We start from the raw sequence: 21,875 nt of genomic DNA, 5'->3' as shown, positions 1-21,875 counted from the left end.
CGGTAAAAAAAGCGGGGTCCTCAGACCCCAAATATGGGCTAAAAAAAGGTCGTGTGATCTTAGATCACACGACCTTTTTTTGGCGTCAGCGGGCCTTTTTTGGATGATGTTTGACAAAGTAGATCGCGGTCATGATCCCGAGATAGATCACACCGATCAACAAGCTGATCCGCGTTTCTGGGTTGAGGATCATAAACAGCAAGGTGACGGCCAAAAAGGCTAAGGTCAAATAATTCGTATATGGAGCGCCAGGCATTTTGAAGGGGTGTGCGGCCATTTGGTCGGCATGCAGCTTGCGGAAGCGGGTCTCAGAAATCAAGATCACGACCCATGGCACCATGCCTGGCAAAACTGAACTTGAGTAAACTAAGACAAACACATTCCCGGCAGCTGGGGCGATGATCGGCAACAACGCATTTAACAACACGCCTAAGCCGATCCCCAAACCGATCAGCAAGACCGGATATAAAGGCACCCCATGGCGATTGAGCAGCTTGAATTTCTTGGGCAGCTGGCCTTCATCGGCTAAGGTATAAAGCATTCGGCTGGCTGAGTAGATCCCAGAGTTGGCACCGGATAAAGCGGCGGTGATCACGACAAAATTGACCAGCGCTGCGGCAAAGGTGATCCCGATTTTGGCAAACGTCTGCACAAATGGTGAGCCGATGGCAGAAAGCTGATTCCATGGATAAATCGCGACAATGACAAAAATCGCCCCGACATAAAAGATCAAGATCCGGCCAACGGTTTCTTTGACGGCTTTGACAATGGTCGGCTGGGGATTTTCCGCTTCTCCGGCGGTGATCCCTAAAAGCTCAACCCCTTGATAAGAGCCCAGCACGATCGCCAAAGCGAAGAAGAAGCCTTTAAAGCCGCCGGTGAAAAAGCCGCCATGCGTCCAAAGATTGGCGATCCCCATGGGCTGGCCGCCATTGCCAAAACCAAACAAGATCACGCCTAAGCCGGCGATGATCATCAACACGATCGTGACCACTTTGATCAAGGCAAACCAAAACTCTAACTCCCCAAACATGCGCACAGAAATCAAGTTAGCGATCACTAAACAAGTGATCGCGACTAATCCTGGCAGCCATCCTGGCAAATGCGGCCACCAAAATTGGAAGTATTCGCCGATCGCGATCATTTCTGACATGCCGACCACCACGAATTGAAAGACATTGCTCCAAGCCGTGAGGTAGCCAAACACGGGATGCAGATATTCGGTGGCAAATTTGGCAAATGATCCAGTGGCCGGGTCGACATATAACATCTCCCCCAGCGCCCGCATGATCAAGTATAAAAAGACCCCGGCGATCGTATACGCAAGCAGTACCGAAGGCCCGGTCCACTTGATCGTCGAAGTGGCGCCCATGAAAAGGCCGACGCCAATGGTGCCGCCTAAGGCAATCATTTGCATGTGGCGCGCACTAAGTTTTCGTTCCATAGTAAGCTGGACTCCTTATGTTCAAAAGATGAGAGAGGCTGTCGATGTCAGGATAATTCACAAATTAACAGATTCCATAATACGCGCTTTATCTTTGATTGGCAAACACGTGACTAGCAAGTGTAGACGCCGAGAATTGTGGTGGCGTTTTCACGAAAAAACAGGTAGGCTGGTGGTAGCAAGTGGCTGCCAAAGCCATTGAACAAAAGGAGTGCGTTAAGATGACGACTATTTTAGGAACTCGCTTGCCATTGATCCAAGGGGCGCTGGCCCAGATCTCAACGGCACCATTAGTTGCGGCAGTCAGTCAAGCCGGCGGCTTAGGGGTGTTGACGACGACTGGCTTGGACCAAGCGGGATTGGCAACGCAGATCCAAGCAGTGCACAGCCAAACCGATGCCCCATTTGCGGTCAATTTGATGCTGCAGCAGCCTAACATCCCAGAATTGTTAGATTACCTCTTGGCGCATCCAGTGCCGGTCGTCACAACCAGCGCCGGTTCGCCGAAGCGTTTTGCGGCCCAGCTGCAAGCAGTCGGCACCAAAGTGGTCGCGGTGATCCCTTCAGTTAAAGTGGCGCAAAAAATGGCCGCACTAGGGGTTGATGCTTTAGTCGCAGAAGGCATGGAGTCAGGTGGGCATATCGGCACCTTGACGACAATGGCATTGGTGCAGCAAGTGACAGCTGCGGTGACGCTGCCGGTATTTGCCGCTGGCGGGATCTATGATGCCGCCGGCGTGCAGGCAGCAAGCGCTTTAGGGGCCGTTGGGGTGCAAGTCGGCACAGCCTTTTTAGCGGCGACAGAAACGCCGATCAGCCGTGCCTATCAAGAAGCCGTGGTGGCCGCCAGTGATACCAGTACCGTCGTGACCGGCTATGCGCTGAATGACGCGGTGCGCTGCTTAAAAAATCCGTTGACAGAGGCATATTTTGCCGCAGAACGCCAAGGCGCGGCGCCAGCGCAATTACATGCGCTGTTAGATGGCAGCTTGGCCAAAGCCATTGCCGGCGACGTCGATCACGGCACGCTGATGGCAGGGCAAATCGCCGGGCGCATCCAAGTCATCGAGCCGGTTGCGGCGATCGTCAAGCGGCTGTATCCGCAGGCAAAATAGCCTAGGCGAATGGCGCCGGTCGTGGTTTAATAAGAGTAAACGGGGCAGACGGGTGCTTCAAAGCACCCGTTTTTGCGTGAATGGGGAGAAGAAAATGGGGAAAAGAGCATGGTGGCTGCTGGGATTAGTCGGCGTGTTAGCCGTCGGCGTTAGCGCGTGCGGACAGCCTGCCGCTAAGGCCAAACCAGCCGCTAATTCATCCGTGAGCCAAGCGGCTGTTGCTAAGGCTAAAAGCACGACTAGCAGCGTTGCGGCGCCGACACGTCAACCGTCAGCGTCAGAACAAATCGCCTTGTTGTTGCTGGCAGATGGGGCACAAGCGTGGTCACCCACCGGGCAGCAATTGTTAGCCAAAGAGACGCAAGATACCGCCACACCGGCAACTGGTTACGCCACTGAGGCGCCGGCAAACGCCAAGGTCTACACGCTGCGCCAAGAACACAAGGATCTGACACCTTTGGTCGTGATCACCGGCGATCAAGCGTATTTGCTGGCGTCTCAAAGTGCGGTTCCATACGCCTATATTCAACAGCACGGCTTTCGCGTCAATTGGCATGACTTATGGCAAAAATATTACCAAAGTGCTGATGTCGCCAAGTTAGCGGCCTTGATCCCGATCGCGGCCGATACCCCTGATGTGTCTAAAAACGGGATCAGCTCAGACCCGCAAACTGCGCTTGCCCAAGCCAAAGGCGAGTATATCGAAGATGATTCGACGGTTAGTGACGGCAGTGCTCAGCGGACCAGTTTTTTTGAACAAGACGGGGCGTTGATGTGGGAAGCACATCATGAAGGTGATGGCGCGATGCAATATGAGTTTGACCTCAGCGCTTTGACTTATGCAGGACCGGATAATGCTGGCGGGCAGCTATTTTCTGGTAATGGGGTCGAGTATAGCGGCCATCAGGTGCCATTGACCATCGACATCATCAATGATCAAACCTATACGTTGAAGTCCACAGCCATCAATTATTACGGCATGTTCAACCGCAAAGAGTGAGGAAACGATGAAAAAAATACTGGGTATCGCCTTGTTGATGCTTTCTTTAAGCGTTGCCAGTTGTGGTCACTCGAGTGAAACTGCGACCAAAACAACCTCCACCTCTGCTTCAGCAGTGGCGGCCTATTCTGATGAAGAATATGCGCTGGCCGCATTTGCCAAATCAAAGGGGCAACAAGCCCTTGACCAAGCGCAGTTGCGGGTGTTGACGCGCGCTGATGGGCTTTTTATCGGCGATCAAGCCAGCGATACGCAAGGGCTCGTGTTTACCAGCACCAAAAAGCACGTGCAAGCGACAGATCCAGCCGGTAAAACCACCACTTACTTAAAATCGGCGCTGCAGCCGCAATTGCAAAAGCATCGGGCCGATTATGATGCGGCTTTGCAACAAGGCAAACAGCAAGAAAAAGCCGCCCAAGCCGCTGCCAGCACCGCCGCTGCCAAAGTCCAAGCGGCTACGGCTGCCGCTGCTAGTGCCAGCCAATCTGCTGGGGTTGACATGAAAAACCTGACGACGGCGCAAGTGCAAGATTGGATCATGCGCAACATGGCCAAATACGCGCCGGATGCCTACACCTATGATGACCCGCAGGCCTTTGGCTGGGCTTATAGTCATGATGACGCTGGGCAGCTGGTGGTGCATGTCAGCGAAAATCATGACTACGCCAATGCGCATGGCGGCAATTTTGATCCCAATGTCGCGCCGACAGTGGGTGAGTTTACCGTGACCAAAGACGGCGACTTAGCTGTTGCTGCCATGGGCATCGCCGGCATGGCCGTTTATCAAGCTGTCAATGGCGATAGCCAAAGCGGCGACCTGGCGATCGTGGCCACGGATTTTAACGACTAAAACCTAAAAAAAACCAAGCCCATCGCCGTTTTTGGCTGATGGGCTTGGTTTTTTTTTTAAAGTTGCGAAAGTGCGGCTAAGATCGCTTGGGTGGCAGTTTCTGGCGTCAACTGGTCAGCTTGCAGCAAGGCTTGGCGGGTCAATTCATGATTGAATTCCCGCTTGGCGCCTAAGGTGAGCACCGCCATGTTGCTAGGGCCAAAGTACGCCGCTACTTTTTGGCCGAAGCCGCCATCAAGACTGTTTTCTTCAAAGGTGACTACCAGATGGTGAGCACTGCGTAATTGCTCAAGACCTGCCGTATCTAGTGTGTTCAAACTGCGTGGATCGATCAATGTCGCGTCAATATGGTGGGCTAAAAGCCCAGCCGCCACTTGTTGCGCCAGCGGCAGCAGCGAGCCGACAGCCATCAAGGCCACTTGTTGGCCGTGATGGATGACATGCTGATGGGTCGCTGACCAGTCGGCAGCCAACGGTGCTGAAGTGACTGGGCCAGCGGGGATGCGAATGGCGATGGGGCCATGCGGCTGCGCCAAGGCCCAATCCAGCATCGCGATTAATTCTTCTTTGCCGGTTGGTGCCAGGTAAGTCAGGTTAGGGATATTGCTCAACATGCCGGCATCCAAGTCGGCTTGGTGGGTCGGATCGCCGCCAGTGATTTGACCGCCGCGCACCAGCACCACCACCGGCAGCGCATTGATGCCCAGATCATGGCTGAGCTGATCATAAGCGCGCTGCAAAAACGTCGCCGCTTCAAACACCACCGGCCTCAGCCCCCCTTTGACCATGCCAGCGGCCAGCGTGATGCTCATTTGCTCGGCGATGCCGACATCGATGTAGCGGTCGGGATGAGCCGCTTGCCAGTCTTTAAGGTGAAAACCGCCAGGGATCGCCGCGTTGATGGTATAGATCGGCTTGCCGGTTTGCAGCTGCCGTTCAAGGGCAGCCAAGATGATATCCGGATAGTTTTCACCAGTTGCTGGATGCAAGGCGCTGCCGTCGCTTAAGTGAAACGGGGCATGCCAATGAAAGGCTTCTTCATTGGCTAAAGCCGGCGCAAACCCGCGGCCTTTTTGCGTGTTGACATGCAAAACCAAGGGATGATCGCAGGCCTTAGCGGCTTGAAAAGCGGCGATCATCGCGGCGACATCATTGCCGTTGGCTTCATAAGTATAGTCTAACCCCAAGGCTTTAAAGCCGTTGTTGGCGGCTTGGCCAAAGGTGTCGCGCAGCAGTTTGAGGTTTTGGTACAACCCGCCGTGGTTTTCGGCTATGCTCCATTGGTTATCGTTGACCACGATCAATAGCTGATGGTTCAAAACGGCGGCATTATTCAGGGCTTCATAAGCTAAGCCGCCAGATAAAGCCCCATCGCCGATCACCGCGGTGATGTGATCGTGAGTACCAGCAGCATCACGGGCTAATGCCAAGCCTGAAGCTAAGCCAATAGACGTTGAGGTATGGCCGATGGTGAAAAAGTCATGCGGGGATTCACGCGGTTCGGTAAAACCGGTGACGTCATGATAATGTTTTGGGTCCAAAAAGGCCTGTTTGCGGCCGGTGAGCAGTTTGTGAGTGTAGCTTTGGTGAGAAACGTCCCAAATGATCTTGTCATGCGGGGAATCAAACACATAATGCCACGCGATGGTCAATTCCACATCACCCAGATTCGGGCCAACATGTCCGCCGGTGGCACTGAGTTTGGTCAACAAAGCAGTCCGGATCTCGGCGGCCAAAGTCGTCAGCTCAGCCATGCTGTGCTGGCGCAAGTCTGCTGGGGAAGCGATCGTTTCTAAAATAGACATAAAAGTTCCTTTCAAAAACCGTGATACTTACATTATATAAGGTTAGTCAAGGCGGCTGTCAGTTGGCCAAAAGCGGCGACAAAAACGTCATCAAGCCGCGATCTAAAGGGACGATCGCGGCTTGATGGCGCCAGGTTGAATCAGTTTGCAGGTCCAACTTGATGAACCACTAATAATTGCGACTTACTGTGCTTGCCGATGTTTGGCGACGGTTGCCTTGGCTTTGCGCGCAATGACGCGTTCTGGCGTGAGCAGCTTGTAAATGCCAAACGATAAGAGACCGATGACGGCGGTAGTGCCGAAGACAATGGAATATAAGGTGCCGTCGATGGATGGCTTCGGCGTTTCATCTTTGAGTTTCGATGCAGTTTGCTTGATTGTTTTTAATGCCATGGTCTACCTCCTAGGCTTATTATACGCCGGATAAAGCGCTATCGTTGGCAAGAATCAAGAAATTAGTCATCCTTAACTAATACCAGGCGCCCTTCGTGGGGTTGGCCGAGCAATTCATGGCCTTGTTCAATGCCGGCTAAGGTAAACGGCAAAGGTTCCGCCACATGCAGCCGCAAACTGCCATCGGCCACCGCCGGCGCTAAAGCAGCTAAAGCCACCGCGTCACTAGGCGTGTCTGCCGGGTGGACATGGACCACTTGGATCTTTTTATCCCCGGCGCGCCCGGCCACGTGCGCTACGGTGACCAGCTGGCCGCCAGGGCGGGTCATCGCGGCGTCTTCGGCAAAACCGATGCCGTCCATGGCGACATTGATCACCACGTCGCCGGCATTGGCTAAGACGGCCACCAAGTCAGCATTGTCATAAGGGACCGCGCGCAAGGCCCCGGCTTCGACCACGGCTTCTTGATGGCGCGCAGCGGCGATCCCGATCACATCGGCACCTAATGCCGTGGCCAATTGGACCACTAAGGCGCCGACGCCGCCGTTTGCGCCTTTGACGATGACGGTTTGGCCAGGCTGGATGGTGGCAAAGCGATGAACGATCCGCCAAGCGGTAATCCCGGTGGTCACCAACGCAGCGGCTTTAGGCAAAGGCAAAGCTGGCGGCAAGGCGACTGCAGTGTCTGGAGTGGCCAGCACTTGTTCAGCGTATGCCTGGCTGGTATGCGCGATGACCAGCTGCCCAGGGGCAAAATCGGTGGTACCAGGATCCAAAACGCGCCCAGCCACGTCATGACCGGGAATCGTGAAGTGCCCATCAGGGGCGCTCAAGCGCTCCATGCGGTCGCGATTGTTTAGGCCGACGGCAAGCGGGGTGAGGGTGAACTGGCCAAAATGCGGATGCAGATCTGGGACGTTGGCGCTGACAAAAGGACCGTTGGGATGATTGAGGCCGAATGCTTGCATGGGGAATACCTCCTCTAGTCAAAGGGATGCGGAAACAGCTCCATTGTATAAGACCGTAGAGAGGGGATGCAACTTTTAAGCCTCTAATTTGGCGGCTATTGATTCCGCGGATCAAATCCGCGCATCTGGCCTTGGAATTCATCCGGGTAGCGCAAGACGTCGCTCATGTCGTCATGGGATTCGGCCACTTCGCCGTGTTCAGACAGATCCAAGCCGATTTTTTCATCATGGGCGGTGACGCGCATCGGGATGAACCGGCGCAAAATCAAGATGATCACGGTGGCCATGACGGCAACTAAGATGATCGTCACGGCAGTCCCGCCGAGCTGGACTCCAAACAAGTGCCAGCCACCGCCATAAAACAGCCCGTTTTCGGCGATGCTTGAGTTGGCGGTTTTAGTCGCAAAAGCGCCGGTCAAAATACTGCCCACGATCCCAGAGACCCCATGACACCCAAAAGCGTCTAAGGCATCATCGATATGCAGCCGCGGCTTGAGTTTTTCAATGAACCAATACGAACATGCCGTCGCCGCGATCCCGATGATGAAACTGCCAAATATCGTGACATACCCACAAGCCGGGGTCACACCGACTAAGCCGCACAAGGCGCCGGTACAAACCCCGATCAACGTCGGCTTGCCATGTTGGCGCACATCCAATACCATCCAAGCCACCATCGCACTGGCGGCGGCAACGCTCGTGGTCAGCGCCGCGTTGACGGCGGTGGTGTTGGCGGCTAAAGCAGAGCCGGCGTTAAAGCCGTACCAGCCGATCCACAAAATGGCGGTGCCTAACAAGACCCATGGCCGGTTGTTCGGCTCGGTTTGTTTGGCGTGGCGAGCGCCTAAAAAGCCGGATAACACTAACGCGGTGATCCCGGCGTTGATATGGATGACAGTGCCGCCGGCAAAATCCAAGACCCCCCAGCCGGCCATCAAGCCGTTGGGACTCCAAACCAGATGCACTAGCGGGTAATAGATCAACACGCTCCATAACACGATGAACCAAGTTAAGAAGCTAAAGCGGATGCGGCCGACGACGGCACCGATGAACAATGCCGGGGTAATGATCGCAAACATCATTTGAAACAAGGCGAAGGCGCCTTCTGGCAGCTTGTCCGGCCGCAGTGAGTTGAGATCCACGCCATTCATGAATAAGCCGCGCACCGACCCAATGATCCCAAGATGATCGGGGCCAAAGGAAAGTTCATACCCGCATAAGGCCCATAATAAGATCGCGATCCCGGTGATGTAAAAGACCGAGAGCATCGTATTGACCACGTTGCGCTTGGAGACCAATCCCCCGTAGAAAAAGGCCAGTCCGGGGGTCATAAACCACACCAAGACGCTGGCGAGGATGACAAAAGCTGTGTTTGCGATGTTCATATGGATCCCTCCCAAAAAATGATTGGGGATATTGTAGCACCGGTTTGCACCATACCAATTTAAGTAAGCGCTTTATATTTTTTGACGTTGGTGGCGAACATAAAAAAAACGCCGTGATGACGGCGTTTGGAAAAATTTAGGAGATGTCAGCATAGGTGACAGATTTGATTGACGGCCCTTGGCGCTCAGCGTAATTTGGCCTTAGGCCGTAAGAGCTTTTTGTAGCTGGCTTGGATCGTCACGACGTAGATAATGAAAAAACAGCCGATCGCATCTAACAAAAACATCAACGCGACGCCTAATGCACTGTTCAAAGCGATCACCGGGGCGATCGCCACGATCAATAAGCCAATGCCGGTGCACAACCCGATCACATAAGACTGGCGGTAAGCGGCGAGTTTTTGTTGGGCCAGCGCTTGCGTGGCCGGGGCGATCAAGACGCGTTTGGCTTTGTGACCGCCGCGGTGCAGCAGGCGCGGGATCAGCAATAAGACCACGCCGATGGCCAAGGTGACAAAAAACGCCCCCGCCCCATAACCGCCGGTATGATCGCTGGCCACGACGATGATCGCCAACCCGCCGATCAACACGGCGATGCCTAAAGCGGTCAGCCGCGCGGTGAATTCCGCGCGCCGCCAAAAACTGTTGGCAGTGGCGGCATCGATGCCGATACTTTGGTGATGGTTGGCAACGCCAGCATCCGCATAAGTTGACATGACTGCCAGCAACGCGGCTTCTGGAGTTTGACCGGCAGCGATCGCCGCTTGATAGTCTGCTTCCATGGCTGCTAAGACGACGGTTTTTTGCCGTTGGTCGCCTTGGGCAAACAAGCCGTCTGCGTAGATCTGTAGTTTATCCATCTTCATTCCTCCACTGAGCTTCTTGTTCAGCGTACACGATTTTGGCCGCGCAAGCGTCAGTCTGCAGACTGATTGGTCATTGCAAGCGGCTGGTGCCGTCGGCGTAATTGAGGATGACGCCAGGTTGGACGTTGAAGATATAAACGTTAAAGCGGATCGTGTGGTCGCCAACCGATTGTGCGCGCATCGCCACGCCGCGCGCCAGCAATTCATCCCCGCGAAAAACCGGGGTCACCTCATAGCGGACATAATGGCTGGGGCTTTGTTTGAGGTAGTGGGCAATATCGTCTTCATGTGCTTGCATCAGCGGCGAATTCAGCTCTCTGGTGCCGGTCATCAAGTTCTTAGGGTTGTTATTTTCCCCAGACAGCTGAAAGCCGATCAAGTGACTGCGGTTGTACAGCCAAGTGCCATGTACGCGTTTATTGTGCCAGCCTGTGGGGTCGAAAGTCAGCGGCTGGCGGTCTTGGGTCGGCATCAACTGACGGTTGAGCAAGGCTTCTGCCGCGCCGGCGCGATTGTATTGATCCAAGTTGCTGAAACTTGTCCAAGGGCCTTTAGCGGTGCTGAGTTCATGGGCCGAAAAGGCGGGATCATTATTGTTGATGGTGATTTCTTGTTCCCCGTTATACGTCAGCATGGCCAGCTTGGCCACCGGCTGTGCGGTGGCGTCAGCGGTTTTAGCCGGGGCTTGGGCGGTGTTTTGAACAGGCGCCTTAGGGCCGGTCACTTTTTGCTGCACAGGCTGTCCTAACGCTAAGGCCAAGCCGATAGTGATCAAACTGGCGGCTTGCTTGCGCCGGCGGGTACGGGCTTTTTTGGCGCGCGGGGGGTGGCGCAGCAAAAGCCCGATGCCGCCTAACAACACGATGAGTCCTAAGATGAGCATGCAGTTACCTCCTTGCTGCATTCAGTGTAGCGGATACCACTTAAAAAGCAACTTGTCTACTATAGATTGCCCAAAGCAAAAAATTCTGGTAATATGAATAGCAATGTGTTTTGCAACGACTTCTAAACAAAGTGAGGTAAGGTATTGCTTACAGTTAATAATGTCTCGATGACGTTCACCGACCGGACCCTATATGCTAACGTAAACTTGAAATTCACCCCAGGGAACTGTTACGGGATCATTGGGGCAAATGGCGCGGGTAAGTCGACTTTTTTGAAGATCTTAGAAGGCAAGCTCACCCCAACGACTGGCAGCGTGTCACTGGGCCCCAACGAGCGAATGAGCAGCTTGAAACAAGATCACTTCGCCTTTGATGATCAAACCGTGATGAACACGGTGTTACAAGGCCACCAGCGGCTTTTTGAGGTGATGACCGAAAAAGACGCGTTATATGCCTTGCCTGATTTCAGCGAAGAAGATGGGATCAAAGCCGCCGAATTGGAAGGCGAGTTTGCGGAAATGGACGGCTGGAACGCCGAATCCGATGCCAGCCAGCTGTTGCAATCGGTCGGCATCCCAGAAAGCCAGCACCAAACCTTGATGGCAGAGCTGCCAGAAGGGGAAAAAGTCAAAGTCTTGTTGGCCCAAGCGATGTTTGGCAAGCCGGATGTGCTGTTGTTAGACGAACCGACCAACGGGCTTGACCCGCAAGCGATCGCCTGGCTGGAAGACTTCTTAGCCGGCTATGAAAATACCGTCTTAGTGGTCAGCCATGACCGGCATTTTCTCAATGCGGTGTGCACGATGATGTGCGACGTGGACTTTGGCAAGATCGAAATGTTTGTCGGCAACTACGATTTTTGGATGGAATCGTCCAAGCTTGCCCAACAGCTGCGGTCAAACGCCAACGCCAAAAAAGAAGAGCAGATCAAGCAGCTGCAAGAATTCGTGGCGCGCTTTTCTGCGAATGCGTCAAAGTCTAAACAAGCGACCAGCCGCAAGAAACAGTTAGAAAAGATCACCTTAGACGACATCAAGCCGTCTTCTCGCAAGTATCCTTTCATCAAGTTCGTCCCAGAACGTGAGCTTGGCAATGACTTATTGCGGGTAGAAAATGTGTCTTTGACCGTTGAAGGCGAAAAAGTCTTGGACAACGTCTCCTTCATCTTGCGCCCAGGCGATAAAACGGCGTTCATTTCCCGTTCTGATGTGACGACCAGCTACTTGATGCAAGTCGTTGCCGGGACCATGCAACCTGATGCCGGTACGGTCACTTGGGGCGTCACCACCAGCCGGGCGTATATGCCTAAAGATCTCACCCCTGAATTCAGCGATGAGCGCTTTGACATCCTCGAATGGCTGCGGCAGTTTGCCAGCAAAGAAGAATCAGATAACACCTTCTTGCGCGGCTTCTTAGGGCAGATGCTGTTTCGTGGGGATGAGCCATTGAAGAAAGTCACCGTGTTGTCCGGGGGCGAAAAGGTGCGCTCATACTTGGCGAAGATGATGCTGTCTAAAGCCAATGTCTTGTTGATGGATGACCCGACGAATCATTTGGATCTGGAATCAATCACCAGCTTAAACGATGCGCTGATCGATTTTCCTGGCGCGGTGGTCTTTACCAGTCATGATCACCAGTTCATCCAAACCATTGCCAACCATATCATCGAAGTTGGCCCTAAAGGCGTCGTGGACCGTGCAGATACCACGTACGATGAATTTATCGCCCATGACATCGCCCAAAAGCAAGTCGCTGCGCTATATTAAGCATAATACGCAAACAAGGCTGAACCGATTATCGGTTCAGCCTTGTTTGTTAGTCGTTGGTTTGACCCGGTTAAAAGATCGCTGCTTGTTGCGGGGTCAAGGTCAATTGGTCGGTGGTGAAGGCGTTGAGGTGCTGCCAGTCGATTTGATAGCCGATGCCTGGGGTTGTCGGGACGTCGATATAGGTGCCATCTAAAGCCACGGTAGGCGTAATGATGTCTTCGTCATAATAGCGGGTTGACGCGGCAATGTCGTTTGGCAAGGTATACCCGGACAAGGTCGCCACGGCAACGTTTTCGGCTCTGGCGACGCCTGAGTCGAGCATCCCGCCGCTCCAACAGTCGATGCCGTTTTCTTGGGCTAAGGCTTGGATCTTGCGGGCAGTGCTTAACCCGCCGACGCGCGCGACTTTGATGTTGATGATCTTGCCGCTGCCGAGGCGGATCATTTTTTGGGTGTCGGCGACTGAAAGAATCGATTCGTCTAGGCAAACCGGCGTTTTGATCAGTTTTTGCAGATCCGCGTGATCGAGCAGATTGCCTGGCTCCAAGGGCTGTTCGATCATGATCAAGTTGAGGTCATCGAGGCGTTTGAGCATTTTAAAATCGGCCCGGCGATAAGCAGAATTGGCATCGCCCATGAGCATGACGTCGGGATATGCTTGGCGCACGGCGGCTAAGTACTCATAGTCTTTGCCGGGTTTGATCTTGCACTTGATGCGTCGGTAGCCATCGGCAAGATAGCCGGCAACCACCGCGACCAGGGCTTGAGGGGAGTCTTGCACGCCGATGCTGACGCCGGTTTCCACTTTGGTTTTGGTGCCGCCTAACGCTTTGGCGAGGCTGAGGCCTTGCTCTTGGGCGTAAATGTCCCATAGCGCACAGTTCAGTGAGGATTTAGCCATGTTGTGGCGGCGGATCGGTGCGACTAAGGCATCCATGTCATCTGGATGCGCAATGGTTTGCCCTAATAATAGCGGGGCTAAATATTCTTTTAACACGACCCAAGCGCCATCGCGAAATTCTTCGCTGTAATACGGACCGCCAAAGGCTGAAACTTCGCCGTAGCCGGTGGTACCGGCTGCATCGGTAATTGCAACGATGATCGTTTCTTTGGTGAGCATGCGGGTAAAGCTGGTTTCGAACGGATCGCGTAAGGGAATGTCGACTTTGCGTAAGGTGATTTTTTCAATTTTCATGGGGTAACCTCTTTTTCTGGAGTGCCTTGGACGGCTTGCTTGTGGGCGCGCAGCTGCTTGTCATTCATCAACAATGCGGTGATAGAAGCCAGTGCGGCGCAAATGACTAAGAATAAAAATGCTGGGGCATAAGCGCCTTTGAAGGCGGTGACGATAAAGCCGATCGCTAAAGGCGCCACAAAGCCTGCTAATTGGCCGCCAAAGTTGACAATGCCGATGGCGGAACCATAGCGTTCTTTGCTGACCAGTTCTGCGAAAAACGCAAACGCGCCGGAAAATGCGGCTGACTTGAAGAAATAAGTTAAGATCTCCCAAGTCACCACGCTGATCAAAGACGTGGAACGGTACATGATGTACATGGAAACCGTGGTTAAAATAGCGGCTAAGGCTAAGAAGATCTTTTCATGGCCGCGGAATAATTTGGTCAGCAGCCAGCCGGCCAAAACAGCGCTGATGCCGGCGGCGATCGATGGCAAAGGCACTAACCAGGCCAGATTTGCCAAGTTGATATGGCGCGTCGTCAATAAGTAAGTCGGCATCCAAGAATCCATGCCTTTGGTCGTGGCGCTGACGCCAAAGACGATCAAGAAGAACTCCCAGATCATCTTGTCTTTTAACGTTGTGCGCCAAGCGATCTTCGGCCGCGTCGAATCTTGCTGCCGATTGCTGGCGGCTTTGCGATAGCGAAACATCATTGCGGCAAAGGCGGCCACAAACAACAGCCCGATGATCCCGACAACATGAAACCCGCCGCGCCAGCCGACCGTGGCGATGATCGGCGCCATCAACATTGGCGCTACGGCGGCGCCGATTTCGTTAGACGAGATCAAATTGGCGGTGCCGGTAGAGCGCTTGTCATAAGGGAATGATTCTGAAATCGAAGTCAGCGCCGCAGAAGGAAACATCCCTTCGCCGATCCCGAATAAGACGCGGATCACGACTAAGGCGATCAATGACCAAGCAAAGCCGGTCATCAAGGTGAAAAACGACCACATGCTGATGGCAATAATGATCGCTTTATAGGTGCCGATTTTGTCGGTCAACCAACCGCCAGGGATCTGCATCAGCGCGTAGCTGAAGAAAAAGGCACTGGAGACGATCCCCAGCGTTGCCGTGCTTAGCTGCATTTCTTTGCCAATATAAGGCAGCGTAATGCTGATCGCGGAACGATCGATAAAACAAATCACATAGCCGATATAGCTCATCAAAAAGGCGAGCTGTGCCCGGCGTGAAAGTTTGGCAGGTGTCGCAGCATGGGTCAATTCCATAGGCTTGGGCCTCCTTTTTCGTAGCGAGTCAGCAAGGCTTGGATCAAGTCGCTGCCCGCTTTAAATGCGTCAAGAGAAATGTTTTCGTTGGTGTCGTGATTATGTTGATCAAAGTTGGCAAGAGGAATGGTGAAAGTTTTGACCCCCAGCGTTTGGGCCCAAACGGCGTTAGGCACAGAGCCTGCCATGACCGGCTCGACCAATAATGGCAAGTGAGCCGCGGTTGCAGCTTGGCGCAAGGCGGCGATATCGGCGGTGGCGTCGGTGGTGTAGGTCGGGGCGAGTTCGCCGGTGATCGAGTAAACGAGCTGCTTAGCCGCCACATAAGGGGCTAAGCACTTTTGGGTGGCGCGTTTGATCTTGGTCACCGACTGGCCAGGGGCTAAGCGCATGTTCAAGCTGGCATCAAGGTCGCCGGGAATGATCGTTTTGACGCCGGCACCGGTGTAGCCGCTTTGAATGCCTGACAAGTTGAAGGTCGGTTGAAACATTAAGCGGGTGAAATAATCGCGTTGGTCAGTGGTCAATAGCGGCCCGCCAAAAACTTGGGCGAGCTTTTCAGGATCAAAAGGCAGCGCTGCGATCCAATCCAGCGCTTGTTGATCTGGGGTCATGAGGCCGTCATAAAATCCGGGGATCAACACCCGCTGAGTTTGCGGGTCATAAAGCTGCGCCAAAATGGTTTGAAATCGCATAAACGGGTTTTCGATGACATTGCCGGCATTGCCAGAATGGTTGGCATGGCTGGCGCAGCGAATGTGCAGCCGGATACCAAACAAACCGCGATTGCCTAAACGCACGACATGATCGCCTGACGCATTCATCGACCCGTCGATCACAAAAGCTTTTTGCACCCCTTTTAGCAAAGTCGGTTTGGCTTGGCTGATAGCGGCGTCAAGATGCCGGCTGCCTTGCTCTTCTTCCCCTTCTAAGACGATTTTGATGCCGAGTTGATGATCCGCATGGGCCTTGACGAAGCGGGCAACAGCGCTTAACGTGGCGATCAGCTGGCCTTTGTTATCGCCGCAGCCGCGGCCGTATAAGCGGTCGTCGCGCTGCGTGAGTGTGAACGGATCACTGGCCCAATCCGCTTTGTCACCGGGATCCATCACGTCATAATGGCCGTAAAGCAACAAGGTGTGTGGGCCTTGGCCGGCAATATCGGCGATGATCACCGGCTGGCCGGCGGTGGCAACGGTGTGGACAGTGGCGTGACAGTCGGCGTTGAGGTGTGTCGTGAGAAACTTGACGGCTTGTTGTAAGCCGCAAGCATCGGTGCTGATGCTGTGACAATGGATAAATTCAGCGAGGGCGGTGGTGGGATCGTCCCCGATATTGATGGGAGTTGGTGTCATACGCAAACCACCTTTCATGTCAGTTTAGCTAACTATAGTCAGTCGATCGATCAATTGATGAGGTCACTTTAGTCCCTGATGACGAAAAATACGACTGATTTTGTCACGTTAGCTCACCTAAACTGATTTTTTAGTAATGTAAGCGGATTCTGGTGAGAAAAGCTAACACGTGTTTTGCACTGAGCGCTTTTTGGCCATCAAAAAAAGCCGCCGCAGCAAGTGGCGGTGGCTGGTTAGCGAAATTTAGGGGTAGCGGGGTTAGCGTTCGGCAGAATTTAGCCTGAGGATCGCTAAAGCTTGTGTCATAATGACAGTAGCGCTTCTGGGGTCTTTAACGCATAGGCGATCGGCGCCAATGCCCCGCTTGGCGCCGTGGTCCAAGTGGCCAAGGCAAACGGGACCTGCGCATCTGCGGCTGCTTGCGAGTCGGTGATGGTATCGCCGACATACACCGCATGCTCACGGCTGCCATTGAGCCGTTTTAGCGCCAGTAAAATGGGGTCGCCAAAAGGCTTGTTGCGCTTGGTGTCATGCGCGACCACCGCGGTGTCGACGTAATCACTAAAGTGAAAACGGGCATCATCTAAGGCGTATTCTGCCGCGGCCTTGCTGGTCACGATCCCTAAGCGGTGGCCGGCTTGGCGCAATTGGCGCATGGTTTTTGTCATCCCCGGGATCCAGTCGACGCTTTGGGCATAGGGCTTGGTACAAGCCAGCCACTCAGCGATCAACGCTTTTGCCTCAGAGCCAAAATAGCCGAGTTGAGTGGCGGTATCACTAGACGGGATCCCATTGGAAAAGGTCAAATCGGATAAGGCAAAATCGCGCCCGCGGGCGTGTAAAGCGTCTTGTAAGCCATGCAAATACATCGGCACGGAATCGATCAAGGTGCCGTCGACATCAAAAATATATGTAGACAACCAAAAGCACTCCTTTCGTGGATGGCTTTAGTATAACAGGAAAGCAGGCGATCGCTGGTGAAAATTTTACACACAGCCGATTGGCATATCGGCAAGAAACTCGCAGGGTTTGAGCTCTTAGCAGATCAAGAAGCGGTGTTTGAACACTTGGTGGCAGTGGCCAAAAAAGAACAGGTGGATGCGATCATTATCGCCGGGGATCTCTATGATCGGGCCATGCCCAGTGAAGCGGCCACGGCAGTCGTCAACCGCATGTTATTGCGCCTCAACCGCGAGCTCGGGTATCCGCTGTTGGTGGTTTCAGGCAACCATGATTCTGCGGTGCGCTTAAACACCGGCCGGGATTGGTATCAAAGCACGCAATTATATTTGAATACCCGCTTGGATCAGGCGTTTTCGCCGGTGACCTTAGGCGACACGCAATTTTTCTTGCTGCCATATTTTGAGCCGGTGATGGCCCGCCAATATTTTGACGATGACAGCTTAACTAACATTGCCAAAGCCATGGTCCCAGTGATTGCCAAGATGCAGACCATGTTTGCCGCGGACAAAAAGCATGTGCTGGTCGGGCATTTTTTTGCTGCCGGCAGCGAGCATTCGGATTCGGAAACGCGCGTGAATGTCGGCGGCTTGGATGCTGTTGCCGTCAGTGATCTGACCCCGTTTGACTATGTGGCATTGGGGCATTTGCACAATCGCCACGCCTTAAAGGCGGAGAAGATCCAATATTCGGGGGCGTTATTGAAATATTCCGTTTCAGAAGTGGCGCAAGCCAAAGGCGTCTACATCTTGGATACCCAAACCATGACCCGCAAGTTCATGGCCTTGGCGCCAAAATATGAGGTCCAGCACTTGACGGATCGCTTTGCGCATTTGGCGGATCCTGATTACTATCAAAGCTTAGATCGGGAGGCGTATACCGCGATCACGCTGACGGATACCCAAGTGATCCCGAATGTGATGGCGAGTTTGCGGGCGATCTTTCCGCGAGTGATCAGCCTCGATCGCGCGCATGGGGTGCGCTTGGCCAAAACGCCGCAAGTGCAAGCGGCCAAGCTTGGGCCGTTGCCGTTATTGGCGGATTTTTATCAGGTGACCACCGGGACGGCGCTGACGGCGCAACAAAAGACTTGGGCCAAGCAAGCATTAGCGGCGAGTCAACAGGAGGTTTGAGATGCGGTTAGCACAACTAGAGATGCAAAACTTTGGTCCTTATCGGCATGAAAGCATTGATTTTAGTGACTTTGAGACCACGCCGGTGTTTTTGATCAGCGGCAAAACCGGCAGCGGCAAAACGACGATCTTTGATGCGCTGGTGTTTGCCTTATACGGCACGACCACTGGCGGTGAGCGCACCGGCGCTGAAATGCGCGCCAATTTTGCCACCTCCAAGGAGCCGACGCGGGTGGTGCTGGATTTTAGCCATGAAAATCGGCATTATCGCATCACCCGCGCCCCGGATCAGCTGCTGGCTAAAAAACGCGGCCGCGGGCTGACCAAGGTGAGTGCCAAGGTGAGCTTGCAAGTCTTCAAAGACGGGGTTGAAGCAGCCGAATTTACGAAGATCCAACAAGTACGTGAGCAAATCGAAAACTTGCTGCACTTAGATGCCGATCAATTTCGGCAAATGGTGTTGCTGCCACAAGGCAAGTTTCGCCAGTTTTTAGACGCCAATTCCGACACTAAAGGGGCATTATTGCGGCATTTGTTTGGGACCAGCCAATATGCCCGCTGGCAAAAAGCACTGTTAGAATTGGCCAAACAGCAAGCGGCCAGCCGCCAAAAACAAGCGGCACGGTTAGAAACATTAGCCGCACAATTTGATTATGGGGCTTTTTTGCCGGCGGCTAACGCAACGTTAGCCGACCGCTTGCAGGCGATGGCCCAAGCTTTGGCGGCGCAACAAAGCGCCTTAGCGGACCAACAAACTAAAGCCCAAACGGCCAAGGCGGCTTATGAGCAAGCCAATCACGCCTTGCAAACCGGCACCGCCATTGCGCACGCTTATGCCCAAAAAGCCCAAGCCCAAAAGGCATTGGCCAAACTGGCGGCACAAGCCGATCAGCTGACCGCGGCTGCCAAGCGCTTGCAAGACTTGCAATGGGCGCATGACTGGCAGCCGGTTTTTGCCCAAGTGCAAACCCAACGCCAACAGCGCGACGCTTTGGGCCAACAGCGCCGCCAAACCCAAACCGCGTTAAACACTGCTGCGGCGGCAGTCGATGATCTGCAAGCCCAACAAGACGCTTTGCAAGTCCAAGCCGTAGCGATCGCCAATGCCCGAGAGCAGCTGGCGGGGATGAGCCGCTTGCAAACGCAGCTGGAAACCTTGCAACAAGCAGCGGCTGAAGTGCAAGCCGCCACTACCGCTCAACAAGCGGCTAAAGCGGCGCAACAAGCCGCCCAAGAAGCGGCAAAAGCGGGGCAAGCGCGCCTAGCGGCCAACGCAGCGGCGCAACAAGCCTTAGCAAAAGCAGATCAAACCCCAGCCGCGCATCAAGCCGAACAGTTGCTTACCCAACTACAAGGACTGGCCCAACAGCGCCAACAGGTGCAGCAGCGCTTGGCCGCCAATCAAGTCCAATTGCAACAAGCCCAAGCGGCGCTGACCCAAGCCCAAAAGACGTTAGCTGAGCGCAGCGCCTTTTATACCGCCTTAAATGATCAGCGGCTAACGGCCCAAATCGCAGAGTTAGTCTTGGCCTTGTCGCCAGGCGCGCCATGTCCGGTGTGCGGCAGCACGACGCATCCGCATCCCGCCGCCAGCACTGCCAAAGCGGTAGCACCAGCAGACTATCAAGCCGCGATCAAAGCCCGCGACACGGCCCAAGCTGCCGCAGCTCAAGCCCAAGCGCAAGTGCAACAGCTGCAAGCCCAAAAGAGCCAATGGCAAGTTGACTGCCAAGCACTGGCCGCCCAGATCCAAGCCCAAGCCAAAACACATGCCCAAGCAGATGCTGAAGCGACACTTACCGCTGTCAAACAGCGCGTGGCGGCATTGAACCAAGCAGTCGCCCAAGCACAAACCAAGCAGCAAGACTTACAAGCAGCCGCCCAACAGCTGACCCAAGCGCAACAAGCGCTTGATCAAGCCTTGCAAACCGCTGCGGCTAAAGCGCAAGCCGCAGCATTAACCACGGCATCAGCCACCGCCAAATACACTGCCGCCCAAGAAGCAGTGCCTGAACAAGCGCCTGCTTTGGCCGACTTGCAAGCGGAAACGGCAGCTTTAACCAAGCGCGTGCAGCAGTATGACGACACCACTGCCCAAACCACCCAAGCCCTGCAAGCCGCGCGCTTAACGCATACCCGCTTGCAAACCACGCTTGATGATCTCACCACCCAACAACAGCAGCTCACCCAAACGCTGCAGCAAGCCGAAGCGCGGCTGCATCAAGCGCTGCGAAAGCATCACCAAACGGATCAAGCCACTTTTGCTGCCTGGGTCAAAGCGGCAAAAGAGATCCCGGCTTTGACCCAGCAGCTGCAAGCTGCGCGTGAAGCCAAGGCCCAACAAATGGCCTTGCTGGCGGCGGCTGAGGCTGCGATCGGCCCAGCGCCGCTGCCGGATCTGCCTGCATTAACGGCCCAGCGCCAAGCTGCTGATGAAACTGCCAGCGCGGCATCTGCACAACTAGCCACGGCCACGCATGCCTTGGCGCAAGCCAAAACGCTTCATGACACCATCGATCGTGATTATCAGGCCAATCAACAAGCATTGGCTGAAGCCGCGGCGCTGCAAGACTTAGCGGCGGTAGTCAATGGCAATAACGATCAGAAGCTGAGTTTAGAGCGCTATGTGCTGCGGGCATACTTGCAACAAGTGCTGGTGGTGGCGAATCAGCGCCTGCAAGGGTTGTCTGATGGGCGCTATCAATTGCAGCTGCACGGCGATCCTGGGAGTTATCGCAATGATTCTGGGTTAGAAATCGATGTGTATGATGATCAAGTCGGCGAAACGCGTTCGGTGCACACCTTATCTGGCGGTGAGTCGTTCATTGCGGCATTAGGGTTGGCATTGGCATTAGGCGAAGTGATCCAGCAAGAAGCGGGGGGGATCACGATCGATGCTTTGTTTATCGATGAAGGCTTTGGTTCATTGGACAGTGCCAGCTTAGCGGTCGCTTTAGACGCATTGGAAAGCATTGAAGGCCAATCGCGCATGATCGGGATCATCAGCCATGTCGAGTCCTTGCAAACTGGGATCCCGGATCAATTGCGCGTGACGCCAACAGGAGCCGGCGACAGCCACATCACGCCGGTGCATTTAGGGGCCTAGGATTAGCAAATCGCAACTTAATGTGCTAACGGTTGCAATAAGTGGTATAACTAACTTGTCGGGAGCATGTTGCCCTCAACTCAAAATCATTGATGAAGAGGCGAGAAGTATGGCAGGAAAGCTCAGTAAACAAGAGCGCAAGGCCTTGATCGCGCAAGCGGAAAAGGATCGCGCAGAACATCCCAAGAAAAAGACCGAGTCAGGGTTTGCCACGATCGACAAAGATGCCGAGCGGTTGGAAAATGAAAACTAAACTCACAGTCTGTCGCGACCTTTAAAAGGGTCGCGTTTTTTATTTGGCCGACGAATTGTCAACTCAAGTGCAACTTTTTGCCTAGGTAAACCTCAGATGGTGTCTTCCAGCCTAAGACCTTGCGTG

The 21,875-nt window shown here is 54.0% G+C and carries 17 protein-coding genes and 1 pseudogene; 7 read left to right on the top strand and 11 right to left on the bottom strand.

The genetic code is table 11. The features are described from left to right. Positions 1 to 85 precede the first annotated feature (85 nt). Positions 86 to 1,444 (bottom strand): amino acid permease, encoded by a 1,359-nt coding sequence (locus EKM91_RS09360; protein WP_125753199.1) that lies wholly within the window; start codon positions 1,442 to 1,444, stop codon positions 86 to 88. A gap of 221 nt (positions 1,445 to 1,665) precedes the next feature. Between EKM91_RS09360 and EKM91_RS09355 the strand changes: the two genes are divergently transcribed. The 3 genes from EKM91_RS09355 to EKM91_RS09345 all read left to right on the top strand — a co-directional run bounded on the left by EKM91_RS09355 (position 1,666) and on the right by EKM91_RS09345 (position 4,409). After that, positions 1,666 to 2,559: an NAD(P)H-dependent flavin oxidoreductase gene (locus EKM91_RS09355; RefSeq protein ID WP_125753196.1), complete on the top strand. Its 894-nt coding sequence runs from the start codon at positions 1,666 to 1,668 to the stop codon at positions 2,557 to 2,559. Positions 2,560 to 2,653: 94 nt separating this feature from the next. Then, entirely contained in the window at positions 2,654 to 3,559 is a 906-nt protein-coding gene (locus tag EKM91_RS09350; RefSeq protein ID WP_125753193.1) for a hypothetical protein, read from the top strand. A gap of 7 nt (positions 3,560 to 3,566) precedes the next feature. Then, positions 3,567 to 4,409: a hypothetical protein gene (locus tag EKM91_RS09345; protein ID WP_125753190.1), complete on the top strand. Its 843-nt coding sequence runs from the start codon at positions 3,567 to 3,569 to the stop codon at positions 4,407 to 4,409. A gap of 56 nt (positions 4,410 to 4,465) precedes the next feature. Here EKM91_RS09345 and EKM91_RS09340 read toward each other — a convergent pair whose 3' ends face one another. The 6 genes and pseudogenes from EKM91_RS09340 to EKM91_RS09315 all read right to left on the bottom strand — a co-directional run. After that, on the bottom strand, positions 4,466 to 6,214 hold the full coding sequence (locus EKM91_RS09340) for a 1-deoxy-D-xylulose-5-phosphate synthase (protein WP_125753187.1): 1,749 nt from the start codon (positions 6,212 to 6,214) through the stop codon (positions 4,466 to 4,468). 183 nt (positions 6,215 to 6,397) lie between these two features. Continuing rightward, a complete protein-coding gene (locus EKM91_RS09335) occupies positions 6,398 to 6,607 on the bottom strand; it encodes a hypothetical protein (protein WP_125753184.1) in 210 nt (69 codons plus the stop codon). Positions 6,608 to 6,669: 62 nt separating this feature from the next. Next, complete coding sequence (locus tag EKM91_RS09330) at positions 6,670 to 7,575, bottom strand: quinone oxidoreductase family protein (RefSeq protein ID WP_125753181.1); 906 nt, start codon at positions 7,573 to 7,575, stop codon at positions 6,670 to 6,672. A gap of 95 nt (positions 7,576 to 7,670) precedes the next feature. Next, entirely contained in the window at positions 7,671 to 8,960 is a 1,290-nt protein-coding gene (locus EKM91_RS09325; protein ID WP_125753179.1) for an ammonium transporter, read from the bottom strand. Between the two features lie 185 nt (positions 8,961 to 9,145). Then, the gene (locus EKM91_RS09320; protein ID WP_125753176.1) at positions 9,146 to 9,820 is read right to left on the bottom strand and encodes a hypothetical protein; all 675 of its coding nucleotides are present in this window, start codon (positions 9,818 to 9,820) and stop codon (positions 9,146 to 9,148) included. Between the two features lie 76 nt (positions 9,821 to 9,896). After that, positions 9,897 to 10,484 (bottom strand): annotated as a pseudogene (locus tag EKM91_RS09315) (DNA/RNA non-specific endonuclease); the annotation flags it as partial. Positions 10,485 to 10,853: 369 nt separating this feature from the next. On the opposite strand from EKM91_RS09315, the gene EKM91_RS09310 reads away from it, so the two are divergent. Next, the gene (locus tag EKM91_RS09310) at positions 10,854 to 12,476 is read left to right on the top strand and encodes an ABC-F family ATP-binding cassette domain-containing protein (RefSeq protein WP_164508523.1); all 1,623 of its coding nucleotides are present in this window, start codon (positions 10,854 to 10,856) and stop codon (positions 12,474 to 12,476) included. A 70-nt stretch (positions 12,477 to 12,546) separates the two neighbouring features. Here EKM91_RS09310 and menC read toward each other — a convergent pair whose 3' ends face one another. The 4 genes from menC to EKM91_RS09290 all read right to left on the bottom strand — a co-directional run bounded on the left by menC (position 12,547) and on the right by EKM91_RS09290 (position 17,217). Continuing rightward, positions 12,547 to 13,674: an o-succinylbenzoate synthase gene (menC, locus tag EKM91_RS09305; RefSeq protein WP_125753169.1), complete on the bottom strand. Its 1,128-nt coding sequence runs from the start codon at positions 13,672 to 13,674 to the stop codon at positions 12,547 to 12,549. Next, a complete protein-coding gene (locus EKM91_RS09300; protein WP_125753166.1) occupies positions 13,671 to 14,942 on the bottom strand; it encodes an MFS transporter in 1,272 nt (423 codons plus the stop codon). The genes menC and EKM91_RS09300 overlap by 4 nt, the downstream gene beginning before the upstream one ends. Continuing rightward, positions 14,933 to 16,297, bottom strand: a complete 1,365-nt coding sequence (locus EKM91_RS09295) for a M20/M25/M40 family metallo-hydrolase (protein ID WP_125753162.1) — start codon at positions 16,295 to 16,297, stop codon at positions 14,933 to 14,935. Before EKM91_RS09295 ends, EKM91_RS09300 begins: the two co-directional genes overlap by 10 nt. Before the next feature lie 302 nt (positions 16,298 to 16,599). Then, entirely contained in the window at positions 16,600 to 17,217 is a 618-nt protein-coding gene (locus tag EKM91_RS09290) for an HAD family hydrolase (protein WP_125753159.1), read from the bottom strand. Between the two features lie 57 nt (positions 17,218 to 17,274). Here EKM91_RS09290 and EKM91_RS09285 point away from each other — a divergent pair, with 57 nt between their 5' ends. The 3 genes from EKM91_RS09285 to EKM91_RS13880 all read left to right on the top strand — a co-directional run bounded on the left by EKM91_RS09285 (position 17,275) and on the right by EKM91_RS13880 (position 21,749). Then, positions 17,275 to 18,390, top strand: a complete 1,116-nt coding sequence (locus EKM91_RS09285) for an exonuclease SbcCD subunit D (RefSeq protein ID WP_125753157.1) — start codon at positions 17,275 to 17,277, stop codon at positions 18,388 to 18,390. A gap of 1 nt (position 18,391) precedes the next feature. After that, entirely contained in the window at positions 18,392 to 21,496 is a 3,105-nt protein-coding gene (locus EKM91_RS09280; RefSeq protein ID WP_125753154.1) for an AAA family ATPase, read from the top strand. A gap of 109 nt (positions 21,497 to 21,605) precedes the next feature. After that, positions 21,606 to 21,749, top strand: coding sequence for a hypothetical protein (locus EKM91_RS13880; RefSeq protein WP_164508522.1), 144 nt, complete (start codon positions 21,606 to 21,608; stop codon positions 21,747 to 21,749). The last annotated feature ends 126 nt before the right edge of the window (positions 21,750 to 21,875 follow it).

Origin of the sequence: Lacticaseibacillus baoqingensis, assembly GCF_003946165.1 — a bacterium.
GTDB classification, from domain to species: Bacteria; Bacillota; Bacilli; order Lactobacillales; family Lactobacillaceae; genus Lacticaseibacillus; species Lacticaseibacillus baoqingensis.
Note: the sequence above shows the minus strand (reverse complement) of the source record. Positions and strands in the feature narration are given on the sequence as shown.